Here is a 14,413-nt window from a genome sequence, read left to right as displayed (position 1 = left end):
GATATGGAATTTGTAGAGAAAGCGAAAGTCGTTCTGGAAATCGAGGACGAAGAATCGAAAGTAACGCTCGAAAGCCTAAAGGCTGAGGCAAAAGAAATCAACAAGGAACTCCGAAATATGAAGGAGGCTGGCGAGGTTGGGTCTGAGGCTTGGAATGAGCTGAAGTTGCGACAACGTGAGGTGAATGCTGGGCTAAGGGAGTTCACGAGCAATATTGACCTCAACGATGCCTCGATGAATGAGCTAACAGCCCGTTCACGACAGCTCCAGTCTGAAATCAATAAGCTGAAAGTAGGCTCAGAGGAATGGCTTGCAAAGCTGGAGGAGCTTAATACTGTCAATACAAAAATTGCTGATACCAAAGATGCAATAAAAAATTTCGGACAGGTTATCGAGGATAATACTAAGGGCATTGACCTTAATAATGCCTCCATGGATGAGCTAACAGCACATTCTCGACAAATCAATACTGAGCTGAATAAGCTAACAGTTGGTTCAAAAGAATGGTTGGAAAAACTAGATGAGCTAAGAGAGGTAGACGCTAGAATTGATGATGTAAAAAAAGCCATGAAAGGGCTTGGCGATGAAATTGAGAGTAATGCGAAAGTCATTGACCTTAATAATGCCTCCATGGATGAGCTAACAGCACATTCTCGACAAATCAATACTGAGCTGAATAAGCTAACAGTTGGTTCAAAAGAATGGTTGGAAAAACTAGATGAGCTAAGAGAGGTAGACGCTAGAATTGATGATGTAAAAAAAGCCATGAAAGGGCTTGGCGATGAAATTGAGAGTAATGCGAAAGTCATTGACCTTAATAATGCCTCCATGGATGAGCTAACAGCACATTCTCGACAAATCAATACTGAGCTGAATAAGCTAACAGTTGGTTCAAAAGAATGGTTGGAAAAACTAGATGAGCTAAGAGAGGTAGACGCTAGAATTGATGATGTAAAAAAAGCCATGAAAGGGCTTGGCGATGAAATTGAGAGTAATGCGAAAGTCATTGACCTTAATAATGCCTCCATGGATGAGCTAACAGCACATTCTCGACAAATCAATACTGAGCTGAATAAGCTAACAGTTGGTTCAAAAGAATGGTTGGAAAAACTAGATGAGCTAAGAGAGGTAGACGCTAGAATTGATGATGTAAAAAAAGCCATGAAAGGGCTTGGCGATGAAATTGAGAGTAATGCGAAAGTCATTGACCTTAATAATGCCTCTATGGATGAGCTAACAGCACATTCTCGACAAATCAATACTGAGTTGAATAAGCTAACAGTTGGTTCAAAAGAATGGTTGGAAAAACTAGATGAGCTAAGAGAGGTAGATGCTAGAATCGATGATGTAAAAAATACTATGAGAGGGCTTGGAGGTACAATTGACCTCAATACGGCCTCGATGGAACAACTACAGGCACATTCTAAGCTACTGCATGGCCAGCTCAATCAGCTTACGATTGGCTCGGACGAATGGCTCGACAAACTATCGGAAATTCAGAAAGTAGATGGTATGATAGACAACGCCAAAGCGGCAATGAAAGGCTTTGGCAATGAAATCGACCTTAATACGGCTTCGCTGAGTGAGCTACAAGCACATTCCAAAAAACTGGAGGGAGAACTACACCAACTTACCGTAGGCTCAAAAGAATGGCTAGATAAGCTAGAGGAGCTAAAGACGGTAAATGGCCGTATCGAGAACGTAGAAAAGGCCATGAAGGACCTTGGCTACCAGGTAGACAAGCAAGAATCTTTGTGGGACAAAATGAAAACGTCGGCCATTGGCGTATTCACAGGCTCGGGGTTGTTGGACATGGCTCAGGGTGCGGCATCGCAGGTGATGGAGCTGGGCAAGGAGATTTTTGAGACTACCGCCAAATTTGAGAAGTACGAGGCCGTATTGAAAAACTCGCTTGGCTCGCAGGAAGCTGCTTCTGCGGCCATGGGCGACATTAAAAAGTTTGCGGCTGAAACTCCCTTTTCAGTAGATGAACTTACCGAAAGCTATGTGAAGTATATCAACCGAGGCATTCAGCCGTCGATGCAGGAAATGCAAAAACTCGGCGACATAGCAGCCTCGCAAGGTAAGAGCTTTGACCAGCTCACCGAGGCCGTTCTCGATGCGGCCACTGGAGAGTTCGAGCGTCTGAAAGAATTTGGTATTCAAGCCTCCAAGTCGGGCGACCAGGTAGAATTCAGCTTCAAGGGCATTCAAAAAACGGTAGCTAATACCCCCGAAGCTATTCAGGAAGCTATACTCTCTTTTGGCGAGCTAGAGGGTGTAGCTGGTGGTATGGCGGCAATTAGCCAAACCCTTGAAGGTAGGGTGTCGAACCTAGGCGACAACTTTGATAGCCTAAAACTGACCATTGGCGAAGGATTGAAGCCTGTTTTTGGGTTTTTGATTGATGTAATGAATTCGGGGATTGATGTTGTGAAAGGTCTATTCACAGAATCAGAACCGATTGTTGTTATTTTTCAGAATATCGGTGAGCTAGTAGATAATCTAATCGAAAGTTATGCAGGCTTTTTCAAGTCGATGTTACCTGTGTCGGAGGAAAGTGTTACACTTCGACAGGTAATCAATGCACTGGCCATAGCCATACAAGCAGCTAGTACACCCTTTAGGGTACTCATTGCTGTAATGCAGGCTGGTTACGACAGCATGACAGCAATCATCAACAAAGGCAAGGAAGTTGCTAACTTTTTCGGGGCTGATTTTCAGATAGATACCTCTGCTACTTTTGACAATATGCAAAAGAACTTCGATAATAATATGAAGTCCATACAGAACAGTTGGACAAAAACTATTTCGGAGGTCAATATTAATACTATGAAAGATAGCCTAGATAAGGCTATCGACACAGAAAACAAGAAGCTTGAAGAGGCAAAAAAACGGATTAGAAATGAGCATATAAGTGAAGCTCAAAAACTTGTTGAGATTCAGAAAATCAATAAGGAACACGACGATAAAATAACCGCTATCAAGGGTGAAGCACTCAACAAACAGGCTACGGTAAGGATTCAGACGATTGAAAAAACGGCTAAAAATGAGGAAGATAGAGCCAAAAAGACACAGGAGGTTGTCGATAAGCTCTATACCGAACTGAATAGTAGTGTTGAAAAAAAACATACTGCTTCACAGCAAAAGCAAACAGAAACCGAGAAAAAAGAACTTGAGAAAAAGCAAAAGGAGAAAGAAAAGCAACTTGCTCAGCAAAAAAAGGCTGATGACAAACTTAGAGCTGATACCGAAAAGGCTGAAAAAGACTTAGATAAGAAGCTCGAAACGATGCGGATTAAGGCAATTGCCGACGAGAAAAAACGCAAAGTAGAAGAAATCAACTTCAAGTACAAGCAGGACGCTGAGGCAATCAAGACATCACTAGCTAATGAGACCAAGAAAAACGAAGCTCTCGAAAACCTTGAAAAAGAACGAATAGCTGAAGTGAGCAAGGCTGAGGCCGATTTTCTCAAAAAGAAGGAAGATGAAGATAAAAAGTTTCGCGACAAAACAGCGGCTGAAGAGAAAAAGCTAAGAGACGAGCGTCTGAAGGAATCCAAAGCCCTTTTTGATGCCGAGTTTTCGGCTGAAGTTGCCAAAGCACAAAACACCCTCGACCTTACAAAAAGGAATTCGGCCGAGATGTGGGATGCCAAACGCAACCTACTCGAAACCGAATGGCGATATAAGCAGCAACAGTTGGCCAACGAAGCGGCCGCCGAAAAAGCCCGGATTGCAGAAAGTATTGCCGATACCGACCAGCGTAGGGTGGCAATGGAGAATATCGACTCGAAGCTAAAGGCGAAGCTTTCGAGCGAAGAACAGACTTTTCAGCAAAACAAAACCAAGCTGAACGAAGAGCAAAATAAGCAGCGTGAAGAAAACAACAAGCTGTTTTTTGAGGGCCTGAACTCAGCAATGAAGGGCGATTTTACGTCGTTTATGAAGTTTTTGGCTGATAAGGTCAAAAACGATAAGGATGCCAACCTCAAAAAGCTTCAGGATTTTTCAGAAAAAACACAGCAGATTTCGGATGCTGCTTTGCAGGGAATTAATACCCTCAAGCAGCTCAATCAGCAGTTTTTGGAAAGCCAGTTAGCCAAAATCAAAACCGAAAAAGATACCCAAATAGCAAGCTGGCAAAAGCAGTACGATTCGGGAAAAATATCGAAAGAGGAGTTTGAGAAGCAGCGCGATGCTATCAACAAGGACGCATCGAACAAAGAGCTGAAGGTAAGAAAAGATGCCTTTGAGCGAGAAAAGAAGATGAATATTGCTGCGGCTGCCATTAATACAGCTCAGGCAGCGTTGAAGTCTTTTGCGATGTTTGGCTGGCCGATTGGTGCTATTATGGCAGCCTTAGCAGCTGTGGCTGGAGGAATTCAGATTGCGGCTATTGCCCGACAAAAATTTGAAGGACGAAAGGGTGGTGTTGTAGATTCGGAAGGTAAGATTTTTGCGGCTTCGGGGGCTTCTATTCCTCGTAATGCCTTTGTGAGCCAGGGCGACCGCCACGGGAGCAAATACGGCGAAGCGGGTATTGCGATGATTAACAGGCGTACAGGACAAGAGGTAGGCGAAATCGAGGGCGGTGAGCCTGTAATGGTGCTGAGCCGTAACACCTACAAAAACAATGGCCCTATTGTAGATAAGCTATTGAAAAGCTCTATGTACCAAAATGGTGCACCTATTACAATGGCCAATGGGGGTATACTGACGGCTTCGGGTAAGCGGATGTTTGAGGATGGCGGAACAATAGATACCAATAGCGATACCTCCAGCTCAGGGGCATCAATGACACCTGCCAACACTGAAGCAATGATGGAGGAGTCGAAAAAATCGGCGAAAGATATGGCCGAAATTAAGCAAAATACCGCTGATATGCGCGATTTGCTGAAGAATGCCAACAACCAAAATAGTAAGTTTTCGAGTGTTGGGAATAACCAGATTGCCCAAATTGCCCGCACTTTCTACGACGTATTAATAAGCCACGGCAAAACCTTCGACACCATAAAGGCAAATGTTATAGACTCAAGAAAGCTGCTTGAAAAACACGCTGAAAAGCTAGATACCCTCGACAAATCGCAAAAAGAAGGGGTTGTTTTGGTGGTTCAGGCCCTGAAAAAGCAGCTAGAATTTGACCAGAAAGCAGCTATTTCCAATAATAACTTTTGGAATGTGGCCCTTGACGAAATCATGGAGCAACAAAAAGATATTTTCGACGAAAGTATTAAGCACAAAAAGCAGCTATATGATGCCAAAGCCAAATCAGAAAACGAATGGCGAAACGAAGAGCGAAATAACCGAATTACGGCGATGATGCTACAACGCTACATGTTGTCGGAGCTTCAGCTACATAGCCGAAAACTTGATGAAATTAGAGATAAGTCAACCGGAACAGGCGATATTCTGCACGCCCTTGGCAGAATAGAAGCCAATACGGCCAAATCAAACTTGAAATAATATGGATTTCTATTTGTTGATAGACGGAAAACAAGTGCCTTGGCAAAGCACCAACAAAGTAGTGTTGGAGCGATACAACCCCCTTTTTGATTTTTCGACTGTACAAGGGTCGAAAGTCAACGACTTTGTAGTACCATTTTCGCCAGTATCGGACCAATTGTTCAACTGGTACTATTTGCCCCAAAGTCAGCTTAGCGAGGTGCAGTATTTGTGCGAAAAGTATGCCTATGGTGTACTAATAGAGTGCGGATTTGTGTACCTCGTAGATGTGTCGGAAGACGGTTACATAGTCGCTTTTTCGCAAAACCTAAGCGAGTTTTTTGGCGATTACCAACACACAACTTTCAATAAGTTGCCTTTGGGAGCTGAGGCTATCCCTGCCAATTTTGTGGCTAATGTAGACTACAATACGGCAAAATACGCCTTGCCTGTAGTAATCAACAGTGGGTTTTATGGCAACGAGCCGTCGCCCTGGTATACAGGGCGAATGAACGACTACAGTGCTGGAGCATACATAGCCGACAACACCAAAGTACCTATGCTATTTGTCCGGTATTTGTTCGAGCGAATGCAAGCGCTTTGCAACTTCACAGTAGAAGGGGAATTTTTCACAAGCGAACTATACAAGCGAATGCTTGTGTATAATACCTTTTCGCTCGACGACCGCACGACTATCGAGTACGCCAACCATTTGCCCGAAGAGCAAACGATAGTAGATTTTTTGCTGGACCTACGCAAGCTGTTCAACGTGGTGTTTTTCTTCGACGTACAGGCCCGAAAGCTAGTAGGCAAATTCGGGAAAACACTAATGAATAGCGAAACCCGATTGAACTTGACGGGCAAAGTGGCACCATCCAAACGACGCACCCCCGAAAAGCTCAACCGTCTGGAGCTGGACTGGGAACGAGAGAGCAACGACGACCTAATGAAAGTACCTCCAGCCGATTTTGAGAAATACACAACTCCTCAAGCGGGCATTACAGGGCAATTGTTCAGCCTCAAAACGAGGATAAGCACACTAGCAAAAGATACGGCCACGGGGCTAGCAATTACGAAACAGGCGGGAGTTTCGACAAGGCTTAATCAAGGCTCGAACACTTTCAAAACCCGAATACTGTTTTGGAACGGTATGGTAAGCGGCTTACCAACGGCCACCAACGAAATGCCTGGTATTCGATTAGCCTGGCATGGAGCTAACAACCTAGTAGATAACTTTTGGCATGAATACGAGAGCTGGAGGCTAACAGCCTCTATGCGTCCCCTCAGTATCAACCTAAGTGCATTGGACCTTGCAGATACCGACTTCCACCGAACCTCAGGAGCAAATATAGCCTTTCACCACAAAGGACGAGATTATTATATAGCCTCTATCAAAACGCAATTGCCACTTTCAGAAGCAAGCGAGGTTGAGGCTTGGATTAGGTGACTTTTTAATATATGACACGTATCAAGAATAATAGGTGTAGAACTATTAATTGTTAAAGCATTCTCGTTTTATGAGAATGCTTTTTTATTGGCTAATCAAACATGAGTTTTGATAAATTATCAGCCTCAACAGTCTCCTCACTACCAAAATAATTTTCGGTAACAGACACAGAGCTGTGACCGAGAGCTTTTTGAATAGCATATATATCATTTCCTGTCCTCTTACGAGCAGTATATGCAAAAGAATGCCTTGCAACGTGAGTAGAAATCTTTTTTTCAATGCCTAAATCTTTGGCTAGTTTTCTAAGATTATTGTTGACAGTTGCTGTGATAGATTCTAGCTTTTTTGCATCTTCTTTGGATGAAGGGTCAATTTTCTCACCCTTCTTAAGAAAAGGAAAAATATATTCAGAACCTCTTTTATTTTCATTCCTATAGTATTCTAAGATTTCTAACCCTTGAGGTGGGATAAGGACATCCATAGGCTTGTCGCCTTTTGCTGCATGATATTTACAACGATTTCCGTCTATGTTGGTCCATTTAAGTTTAATCATACTAGAAACTCTCATACCTAATAAATAATAAGAGAGTAAAAAGAAATTCCTTACATGGAAAAGATTAGTTCCTTCAGCAGGTTGAAAAGCTTCAATCTTCTCAATCTCCTCTATGTTTAATTTACTTCTATTACTTTTTCCTTTGGATAATTTGTATCCAAAAAATGGGGATATACCTTTTGGTACATATCGCTGAGACACCAACGCTTGGTTAAATATAGCTCGAAGTGTCCTTACATTATGGTGTATGGTACTATCAGAGTTACCAAGCACTCTTCGGAGATAAATTACATAGTTATCCAGAAAATCGTGATTGATTTCGGTAAAGTAGAGTTCCTTTCCCTTTAGATATGTTTCTAGTTTAGTAAGAACTTTTTCTAACGTTCTTCGAGTTGACCCGTTTTCATAAGTATTTAAACGCTCCTTAAAGTACGAAACAAAGTCACCTCCAGACACATCACGCTTTGCCTTTTTCTGGAGTTCGGCTATAGAAATAGGCTGTTCGAGCGGGACAGATTGAAGGTACTCTTTTTGCACCTCCATCAGTTTTGTTTGGATAGCAGCATTTATGATAGTCGCCAGTGGATGAGTAGCTCTAACCTGCTGTTTTTCGGTATTCCAGAGCTTTTTTTCGATAGCGTAGCCAATATTAAACCGCTTATGCTTGCGATTTTGACTCATTCTGATGCGTATTTCATGTTTCCCGTTTTTCTTTTCTTTCGGGTCTAATTCAATGTTAAAAGATATAGCAGACATAATTTTGGTGTAACATCAGTGGTGTAACAATACTAGCACCTTTTTGGTGTAACTTTTTTTCTTTCTGGTGTCGTCTGGTGCAACGTGGTGCAAAAGTACGAAAACAAAAAAGCCTCACAATGTTATTGTGAGGCTTAATGCTTATACCTGAACGTATCAGGTTTTCTTTCTGGTGGTCTCGTAGGGATTCGAACCCCAAACCTCCTGATCCGTAGTCAGGTGCTCTATCCAATTGAGCTACGAAACCTTTTTCCTTTCTTACAGCGTTGCTGTGTTTCGGGACTGCAAAATTAGAAGTTTGTTTTTAAAATACAAAACAAAATGTAAGATATTTTGAAAATAAATTGTAATTTACTGATAATAAGACACCTTACAGCCTAAATTTATTTTGCTATTAACTTTACTATGGCATCTATATTTTGTCCTTCATAAGAAACATTGCCTCTAACATCAAAATTGGTATCATTAATCTTATTGAGCGTAAACTCGCCAGATAGTATCAAACTTTGAATATTGACATTCGTAAATATTACTTTGGTCTGATCGCTATTGACTGCCCATGTACCGCCTTTGATAGCCTGACCTAAGTAATCAGTGCCAGTTACACTTCCATCGGATTTTAGCACTAATTCTAATTTACTGAAATCATATAGATTGGTAGTAGCTCCTTTTTTATAAATCGTAATAACACCTCCGCTCGACAACTCATCGAGTATCCATGTTTTGGCCGAAATATATTCCTTATTTGTTTTGGTTGGGGTTACGTTGTCATCGTTGCTTTTGCATGATGACAATACTACTACAAAGGTAAGAATGAAGAATACGATTTTTTTCATGATTAACTGGGATTAAAGGTAAAACGCCCTAGAGATTTATATTCTAGGGCGTTTATTAAACTATTAATATATTTTTTCTTTTTGCTCTTTTACTTTAGCATCCGAAATATAGTCGTCGAAGGTCATTAATTTGTCGAGGAAGCCCTTAGAACCGATTTCTAATATACGTGTTGCTACTGTTTGTGTCAATTGGTGGTCATGACAGGTAAACAACATTGTTCCTGAATAATCAGCCATTCCATTGTTGAGGGCCGTAATAGACTCCAAATCTAAGTGGTTGGTTGGCTCGTCAAATAGCAATACGTTCGCTCCAGACAACATCATACGGCTAAACATACAACGTTGTTTTTCGCCCCCTGAAAGAACAGTACATTTTTTCAAAGCTTCGTCTCCTGAGAACAACATTCTGCCTAAGAATCCACGAATAAAGCTTTCGTCTTTTTCTGTAGAATATTGACGCAACCAGTCTACCAAATTTAAGCTAGCATCATCAAAATATTTGGCGTTGTCGTTTGGTAAATAAGCTTGTGTGGTAGTTACTCCCCACTTAAATTCGCCTGCATCGGGCTTGCGTTCGCCCATCAAAATATCAAAAAACACCGAAATCGCTAACGAATCTCTTGATAAAACTGCTAATTTGTCACCTTTATTGATACTAAATGTTAAATCTTTGAAAAGATATGTGCCATCTTCAGTTTTGGCACTCAACCCTTCTACAGAAAGCAATTGGTCTCCAGCTTCACGTTCAGGCTTAAAGTTGATAAACGGATATCGACGAGACGAAGGCTTAATATCTTCTACTTGTAGTTTATCTAACATTTTCTGACGAGCAGTAGCTTGCTTTGACTTGGCAACGTTGGCCGAGAAGCGACGAATAAACTCTTCTAATTCTTTTCGTTTTTCATCAGTCTTTTTGTTTTGGTCGGCACGCTGACGGGCAGCCAATTGCGACGACTCATACCAGAAAGTATAAGTACCACCATATAACTGAATTTTACCAAAGTCAAGGTCGGCAATGTGTGTACAAACGTTATCGAGGAAGTGACGGTCGTGAGATACAACGATTACTGTATTTTTGAAATTCTGTAAAAAGTTTTCCAACCAAAGAATAGATTCAATATCTAAGTTGTTGGTAGGTTCATCCAGCAACAGGATATCGGGCGAGCCAAACAGAGCCTGAGCCAATAGCACTTTTACTTTATCAGAACCATTGAGGTCTTTCAGTAAAACTTCGTGCAAATTTTCTTTGATACCCAAGCCGCCCAAGAGCATCGCAGCATCCGATTCAGCTTCCCAGCCATTCATTTCTGCAAATTCAGCTTCTAAATCAGCAGCACGGTTACCATCTTCTTCTGTAAAATCCTCTTTTAGGTAAATCGCATCTTTTTCCTGCATGATGTCGTAGAGGCGTTTATTACCCATAATAACCGTTTGAAGTACCGAATAATCTTCGTACTCAAAATGGTTTTGTTTAAGGATAGACATACGCTCTCCTGGGTTCATAGAAACCGAACCTGTCTGAGATTCTAATTCACCCGAAAGGATTTTTAGAAACGTAGATTTTCCAGCACCATTGGCACCAATCAAGCCATAGCAGTTGCCTTCAGTAAATTTAATATTAACATCTTCAAAAAGAACCCGTTTGCCAAAACGGAGAGATACATTCGATACGGTAAGCATTCCTTAGAATTAAGAATTATAAATTGAGAATGACTATTAGAAAAAGTAGATAAAAAAGACAGCAAATGGTTTATTATGACATATCAACTGTATTTGCTTGCTTTTTCTAAAGAAAGTACAAAATTACAAAATCATTCTTAGATTCTTGATTTTAATTCGTATTTCATTTGAAATCCTGTGATGTATTTTGGTAATTATTCATTTTTTTTTCTATTAAATGGGTGTGATTTATACAAAAGACAAGGAAAGGTTAATGGCCTCTATAATTGATTGACGTATAGATGATTGACAGCACTACTAATATGCCATTTTTGTCAAAAAAAGGCTTAAAGTAGCCTCTCAGGGCATATTTCGCAAAATTATTTTTCACTTTTTTTGTTCAAATATTTTGTATTTTAAAAACAAACTTCTAATTTTGCAGTCCCGAAACACAGCAACGCTGTAAGAAAGGAAAAAGGTTTCGTAGCTCAATTGGATAGAGCACCTGACTACGGATCAGGAGGTTTGGGGTTCGAATCCCTACGAGACCACAACTTAGATATTCAATGACTTACAAGCGAGCTATTTAGCTCGCTTTTTTTGTTTCCACATAGGTATATTGGCTTTATGAGTGTGATTGTATTTTGGGGAAGTGGTGTATTTCGCTTGATACCTTCAAAAGAGGTGTGTATTTTGAGGGTATTCACCGACTATCTTTACGCTAGAGTGCTGATTTTCAAAACCCTATGGATTTCATGATTGCGTCTAGCTCTCTCCATTTTTTACCATAACTAAATCTTGCGGCCTCTTTTGCGGGTATATTCAATATCAATACCTGATGCATTCCCAATCTCTTAACTCTTTTCTTTAATATTGCTTTTTCCTTATTTTCTTCTGCTATCATCCCTGCATAGATGACGGTAAACCATTGTTCCACTAAGAGCTTATCTTCCTGATAATATGTTTCTACAATTTCGTCGATTAAGGTTAGTACTACGGGGTCTATTGCCTTGGTGGTTTGCTCATAAATCTTTACAAAATCATGATACACTTTGTTATTATCATACTTATACGATATTGTGTGTAAATCACTAAAGTACGTTTCATCAAAATGGGCTTTTCGGCTACCATTATTTTCTACAACATAAACACACCAATCATCAAATTTACCTGTGTCAAAAACCACAACTCTATTATTCTGTAGATGTTTTACTAGTCTTTTCATTATAGAATCTCCTCTGTTTTAATTTTCACAATGTAGAACCCTTCTTTCACCATTTGTTTGCTAGTAAAAGTATTCGTCATGAAAGCTCTTATATTATTGAGTTAATTTATAAAATTCAAACCGATTTTGGTATAAAAACATAATTAAAATCTGGCTTTGAATATAGCTGTTCTGTATTCCTCTTAGCAGGCAAATGGGTTTACTTGCTAAGAGGAAAAAACATGAAATACTTATTCATCCTTGCTTGTTTTTCAAAAGACTATTGATAAAACTAAAATATGAGTAAAGGGTTTCATTAGAAAACTAGCAAGAAGCTATATATAGCCCTATTGTCGTACTTCTACTTTAATAGGAGACGTAAGTTTATGGCTGGTGCCATCTTTAAAATAAACTCGCACGGCATACTCAAATGTACCGTTTTGGATGGCACTTTTATCAACAAACCGACCTGTTTCTACGGTTTCGTACATTGATAAGCCTGATTGATTAAACGAGCGATAAACTACATAATGTGATATATTGCTTGCCTCGCAGGTCCATTTTAACTGAATGGCTTTGGTAGTGACATCGTAGTTACCCACCAGGTTATTGATAAGGTTTTGTGATGTATTTCCTACAAAAGCAATTGGAGTACTTACCGCTTCTGGCGATTTGAGGCCTGCATAGTCAATAGCTTCGATTTTGTAATAATAATGTTGATTGTTTTTTACTGCCGAATCTATCACAACTATGCTACTGTTGAGGAGTCCATTGATTTTTTTGAATACCTGCCATGTTCCTTTGTCTTCTTTTTTGTAAATCGTATGTGCCGATACGTCGTTACTTGAGCTTGGAATAATGGTTAGCTTCACTCCTTTTTTCTCGATAGTAATCTGTTCGATAATAGGGCTTGTAGGAGCTTTGGTATCGGGCAATATGGCCTGCGATGCTACCGAATACCCCGAGTGGTTGTTACTTAGATCGATGGCCACAATTTTGTAATAAATGGCTTTATTGAGTAGGTTTTTGACGGGTAAGGAGTCTACAAATTCGGCCAAGGCTGTGCCATCGGGAGTGATTTGAGTATAAGCTTTATTCTCTTTACGATAAGAACGATACACTTTGTAGGTTACAACATCGGCTTCGGGATTATTGGCCCATTGTATTTTTATTCGGCCTTGTGCATCGGCTTTGGCTACAATGTTGGTTGGGGCACTTGGTGGTGTACGGTCTTCGATATTGGCTACTACGGGTAATGTGTAGTTGACATTACCAGCGGTATCTACTGCCCCAACAATATAGTAATTGCCAGTATAAGGCTGTGGGTCGGGGTCGGTAAAAGTTAGGGTTTGAGTAGACAGCAGGTCTTGCTTTACAAAATTAAATGGGCCATTGACTGAGCCCCCACGTGCAATCGCATATCCTTTTAAGTCGGCCTCTTGCTTGTGTTTTTCCCAAGTCAAAATAGCCACTTTATTGTCTACCACTTTTATTTTAAGATTTTTGGGGGCAGTAGGTGGAGTATAGTCTTTGCCTATTCCTTCCATCACATCAGAGCTTGGGCTTAGCTCGCCAAAGGCATCTATACCTACAATTCGGTAATAAAATTTTTTATAATTTACGCCTATCGAATCGGTAAATGTGGAAGCCAAACTAGGGTCTTTAATACCTCTGTACGATACCGTATCTCTTTTTAGGTATTCGGCATCGGCAGGCGACTGTACAAAAGGCGTATTATTGAGTCTTTTGAAAAAAGTACCATCCTCACTTCTTTCAATAAAAAAACCTGAAAATTGCCCATCAATGTTCATGCGATACCAACGCAATGTAATTTGTCGGTCACCATTGATAACTCCTGCTGTAAGCGGAGCATAAACTTTTGATTTTTCTTGGGGAATTACCACCACCGAAGCGGTGTCTTTGGGGATATTCCCTTTTATGCTTTCTGTATCATCTATCCAAACTTTATACACATAAATAGCTTCTTGGTTTTTGGGCGATTTATCTACAATTCTTAGCCCTAGTACCGTGGCGGCATTTTTACTATAATCGGCTACCATCATGGCAGTAGCATAGCGGTTGTTTTGTTCAGTAGTGGTTTTGAGAATATTGGCAAAATCAGCTTTAAACTCGCTATTTGTTTTGGTATCGTAGAGGGCTTGTATAGCGGCCCCCACATAATTGTCGTATTTAGAATAATGTTGTTTTACGACCTCAAAGGTCATGGGGCGTAAGGGGCTTTGGGTTAGCATCACCGACGTACCTTGTGGATTATTTTTGGTAACTTCTGTACGTTGTACCCTAAAACCCTTTTTGGTAGAAACCAACCAGTGGGCGGCTTTTGTAGGTGCCCACCGAAGTACTATTGAGTCGCCATAATTACGAGTAAGCAACTGAATAGAAGGAACTTTGGCTTTTTCATTGGAAAGGATATTGTTATTTTTTTGTGCCATCACAATGTCAAAAGCTGTTATTGTCAAAATGGCTATGAGTACAAAAATGCGTTTCATAGA

7 protein-coding genes and 2 tRNA genes are annotated in these 14,413 nt (G+C 40.5%); 3 read left to right on the top strand and 6 right to left on the bottom strand.

The window, feature by feature from the left end; translation table 11 throughout:
• The first annotated feature begins 3 nt into the window (after window positions 1–3).
• Complete coding sequence (locus FLEMA_RS76045) at window positions 4–5,466, top strand: tape measure protein (RefSeq protein WP_026995136.1); 5,463 nt, start codon at window positions 4–6, stop codon at window positions 5,464–5,466.
• A gap of 1 nt (window position 5,467) precedes the next feature.
• Window positions 5,468–6,892 carry a hypothetical protein gene (locus FLEMA_RS0108705; RefSeq protein WP_026995135.1) on the top strand — a complete coding sequence of 475 codons (1,425 nt, stop codon included), beginning with the start codon at window positions 5,468–5,470 and terminating at the stop codon, window positions 6,890–6,892.
• Window positions 6,893–6,983: 91 nt separating this feature from the next.
• On the opposite strand, the gene FLEMA_RS0108700 is transcribed toward FLEMA_RS0108705, so the two are convergent.
• The 4 genes from FLEMA_RS0108700 to FLEMA_RS0108685 all read right to left on the bottom strand — a co-directional run bounded on the left by FLEMA_RS0108700 (window position 6,984) and on the right by FLEMA_RS0108685 (window position 10,717).
• On the bottom strand, window positions 6,984–8,201 hold the full coding sequence (locus FLEMA_RS0108700; RefSeq protein WP_026995134.1) for a site-specific integrase: 1,218 nt from the start codon (window positions 8,199–8,201) through the stop codon (window positions 6,984–6,986).
• A 170-nt stretch (window positions 8,202–8,371) separates the two neighbouring features.
• Window positions 8,372–8,448: transfer RNA gene (locus tag FLEMA_RS0108695), tRNA-Arg, on the bottom strand.
• A gap of 136 nt (window positions 8,449–8,584) precedes the next feature.
• On the bottom strand, window positions 8,585–9,037 hold the full coding sequence (locus FLEMA_RS0108690; RefSeq protein ID WP_026995133.1) for a hypothetical protein: 453 nt from the start codon (window positions 9,035–9,037) through the stop codon (window positions 8,585–8,587).
• A gap of 63 nt (window positions 9,038–9,100) precedes the next feature.
• Entirely contained in the window at window positions 9,101–10,717 is a 1,617-nt protein-coding gene (locus tag FLEMA_RS0108685) for an ABC-F family ATP-binding cassette domain-containing protein (RefSeq protein ID WP_026995132.1), read from the bottom strand.
• 456 nt (window positions 10,718–11,173) lie between these two features.
• Between FLEMA_RS0108685 and FLEMA_RS0108680 the strand changes: the two genes are divergently transcribed.
• Window positions 11,174–11,247, top strand: a tRNA-Arg gene (locus tag FLEMA_RS0108680).
• A gap of 185 nt (window positions 11,248–11,432) precedes the next feature.
• Here the strand turns inward: FLEMA_RS0108680 and FLEMA_RS0108675 are convergent.
• Complete coding sequence (locus FLEMA_RS0108675; protein WP_026995131.1) at window positions 11,433–11,921, bottom strand: DUF7004 family protein; 489 nt, start codon at window positions 11,919–11,921, stop codon at window positions 11,433–11,435.
• Window positions 11,922–12,247: 326 nt separating this feature from the next.
• Complete coding sequence (locus FLEMA_RS0108665) at window positions 12,248–14,410, bottom strand: fibronectin type III domain-containing protein (protein WP_026995130.1); 2,163 nt, start codon at window positions 14,408–14,410, stop codon at window positions 12,248–12,250.
• Between the last annotated feature and the right edge of the window lie 3 nt (window positions 14,411–14,413).

The sequence above is a fragment of the Flectobacillus major DSM 103 genome, assembly GCF_000427405.1.
In the GTDB taxonomy this organism is placed as follows: Bacteria; Bacteroidota; Bacteroidia; order Cytophagales; family Spirosomataceae; genus Flectobacillus; species Flectobacillus major.
Note: the sequence above shows the minus strand (reverse complement) of the source record. Positions and strands in the feature narration are given on the sequence as shown.

What these genes read in the sequence shown, in the direction of transcription:
- FLEMA_RS76045 (WP_026995136.1), top strand. Translation starts at nt 4, where the DNA reads ATGGAATTTGTAGAGAAAGCGAAAGTCGTTCTGGAAATCGAGGACGAA.
- FLEMA_RS0108705 (WP_026995135.1), top strand. Translation starts at nt 5,468, where the DNA reads ATGGATTTCTATTTGTTGATAGACGGAAAACAAGTGCCTTGGCAAAGC.
- FLEMA_RS0108700 (WP_026995134.1), bottom strand. Translation starts at nt 8,201, where the DNA reads ATGTCTGCTATATCTTTTAACATTGAATTAGACCCGAAAGAAAAGAAA.
- FLEMA_RS0108690 (WP_026995133.1), bottom strand. Translation starts at nt 9,037, where the DNA reads ATGAAAAAAATCGTATTCTTCATTCTTACCTTTGTAGTAGTATTGTCA.
- FLEMA_RS0108685 (WP_026995132.1), bottom strand. Translation starts at nt 10,717, where the DNA reads ATGCTTACCGTATCGAATGTATCTCTCCGTTTTGGCAAACGGGTTCTT.
- FLEMA_RS0108675 (WP_026995131.1), bottom strand. Translation starts at nt 11,921, where the DNA reads ATGAAAAGACTAGTAAAACATCTACAGAATAATAGAGTTGTGGTTTTT.
- FLEMA_RS0108665 (WP_026995130.1), bottom strand. Translation starts at nt 14,410, where the DNA reads ATGAAACGCATTTTTGTACTCATAGCCATTTTGACAATAACAGCTTTT.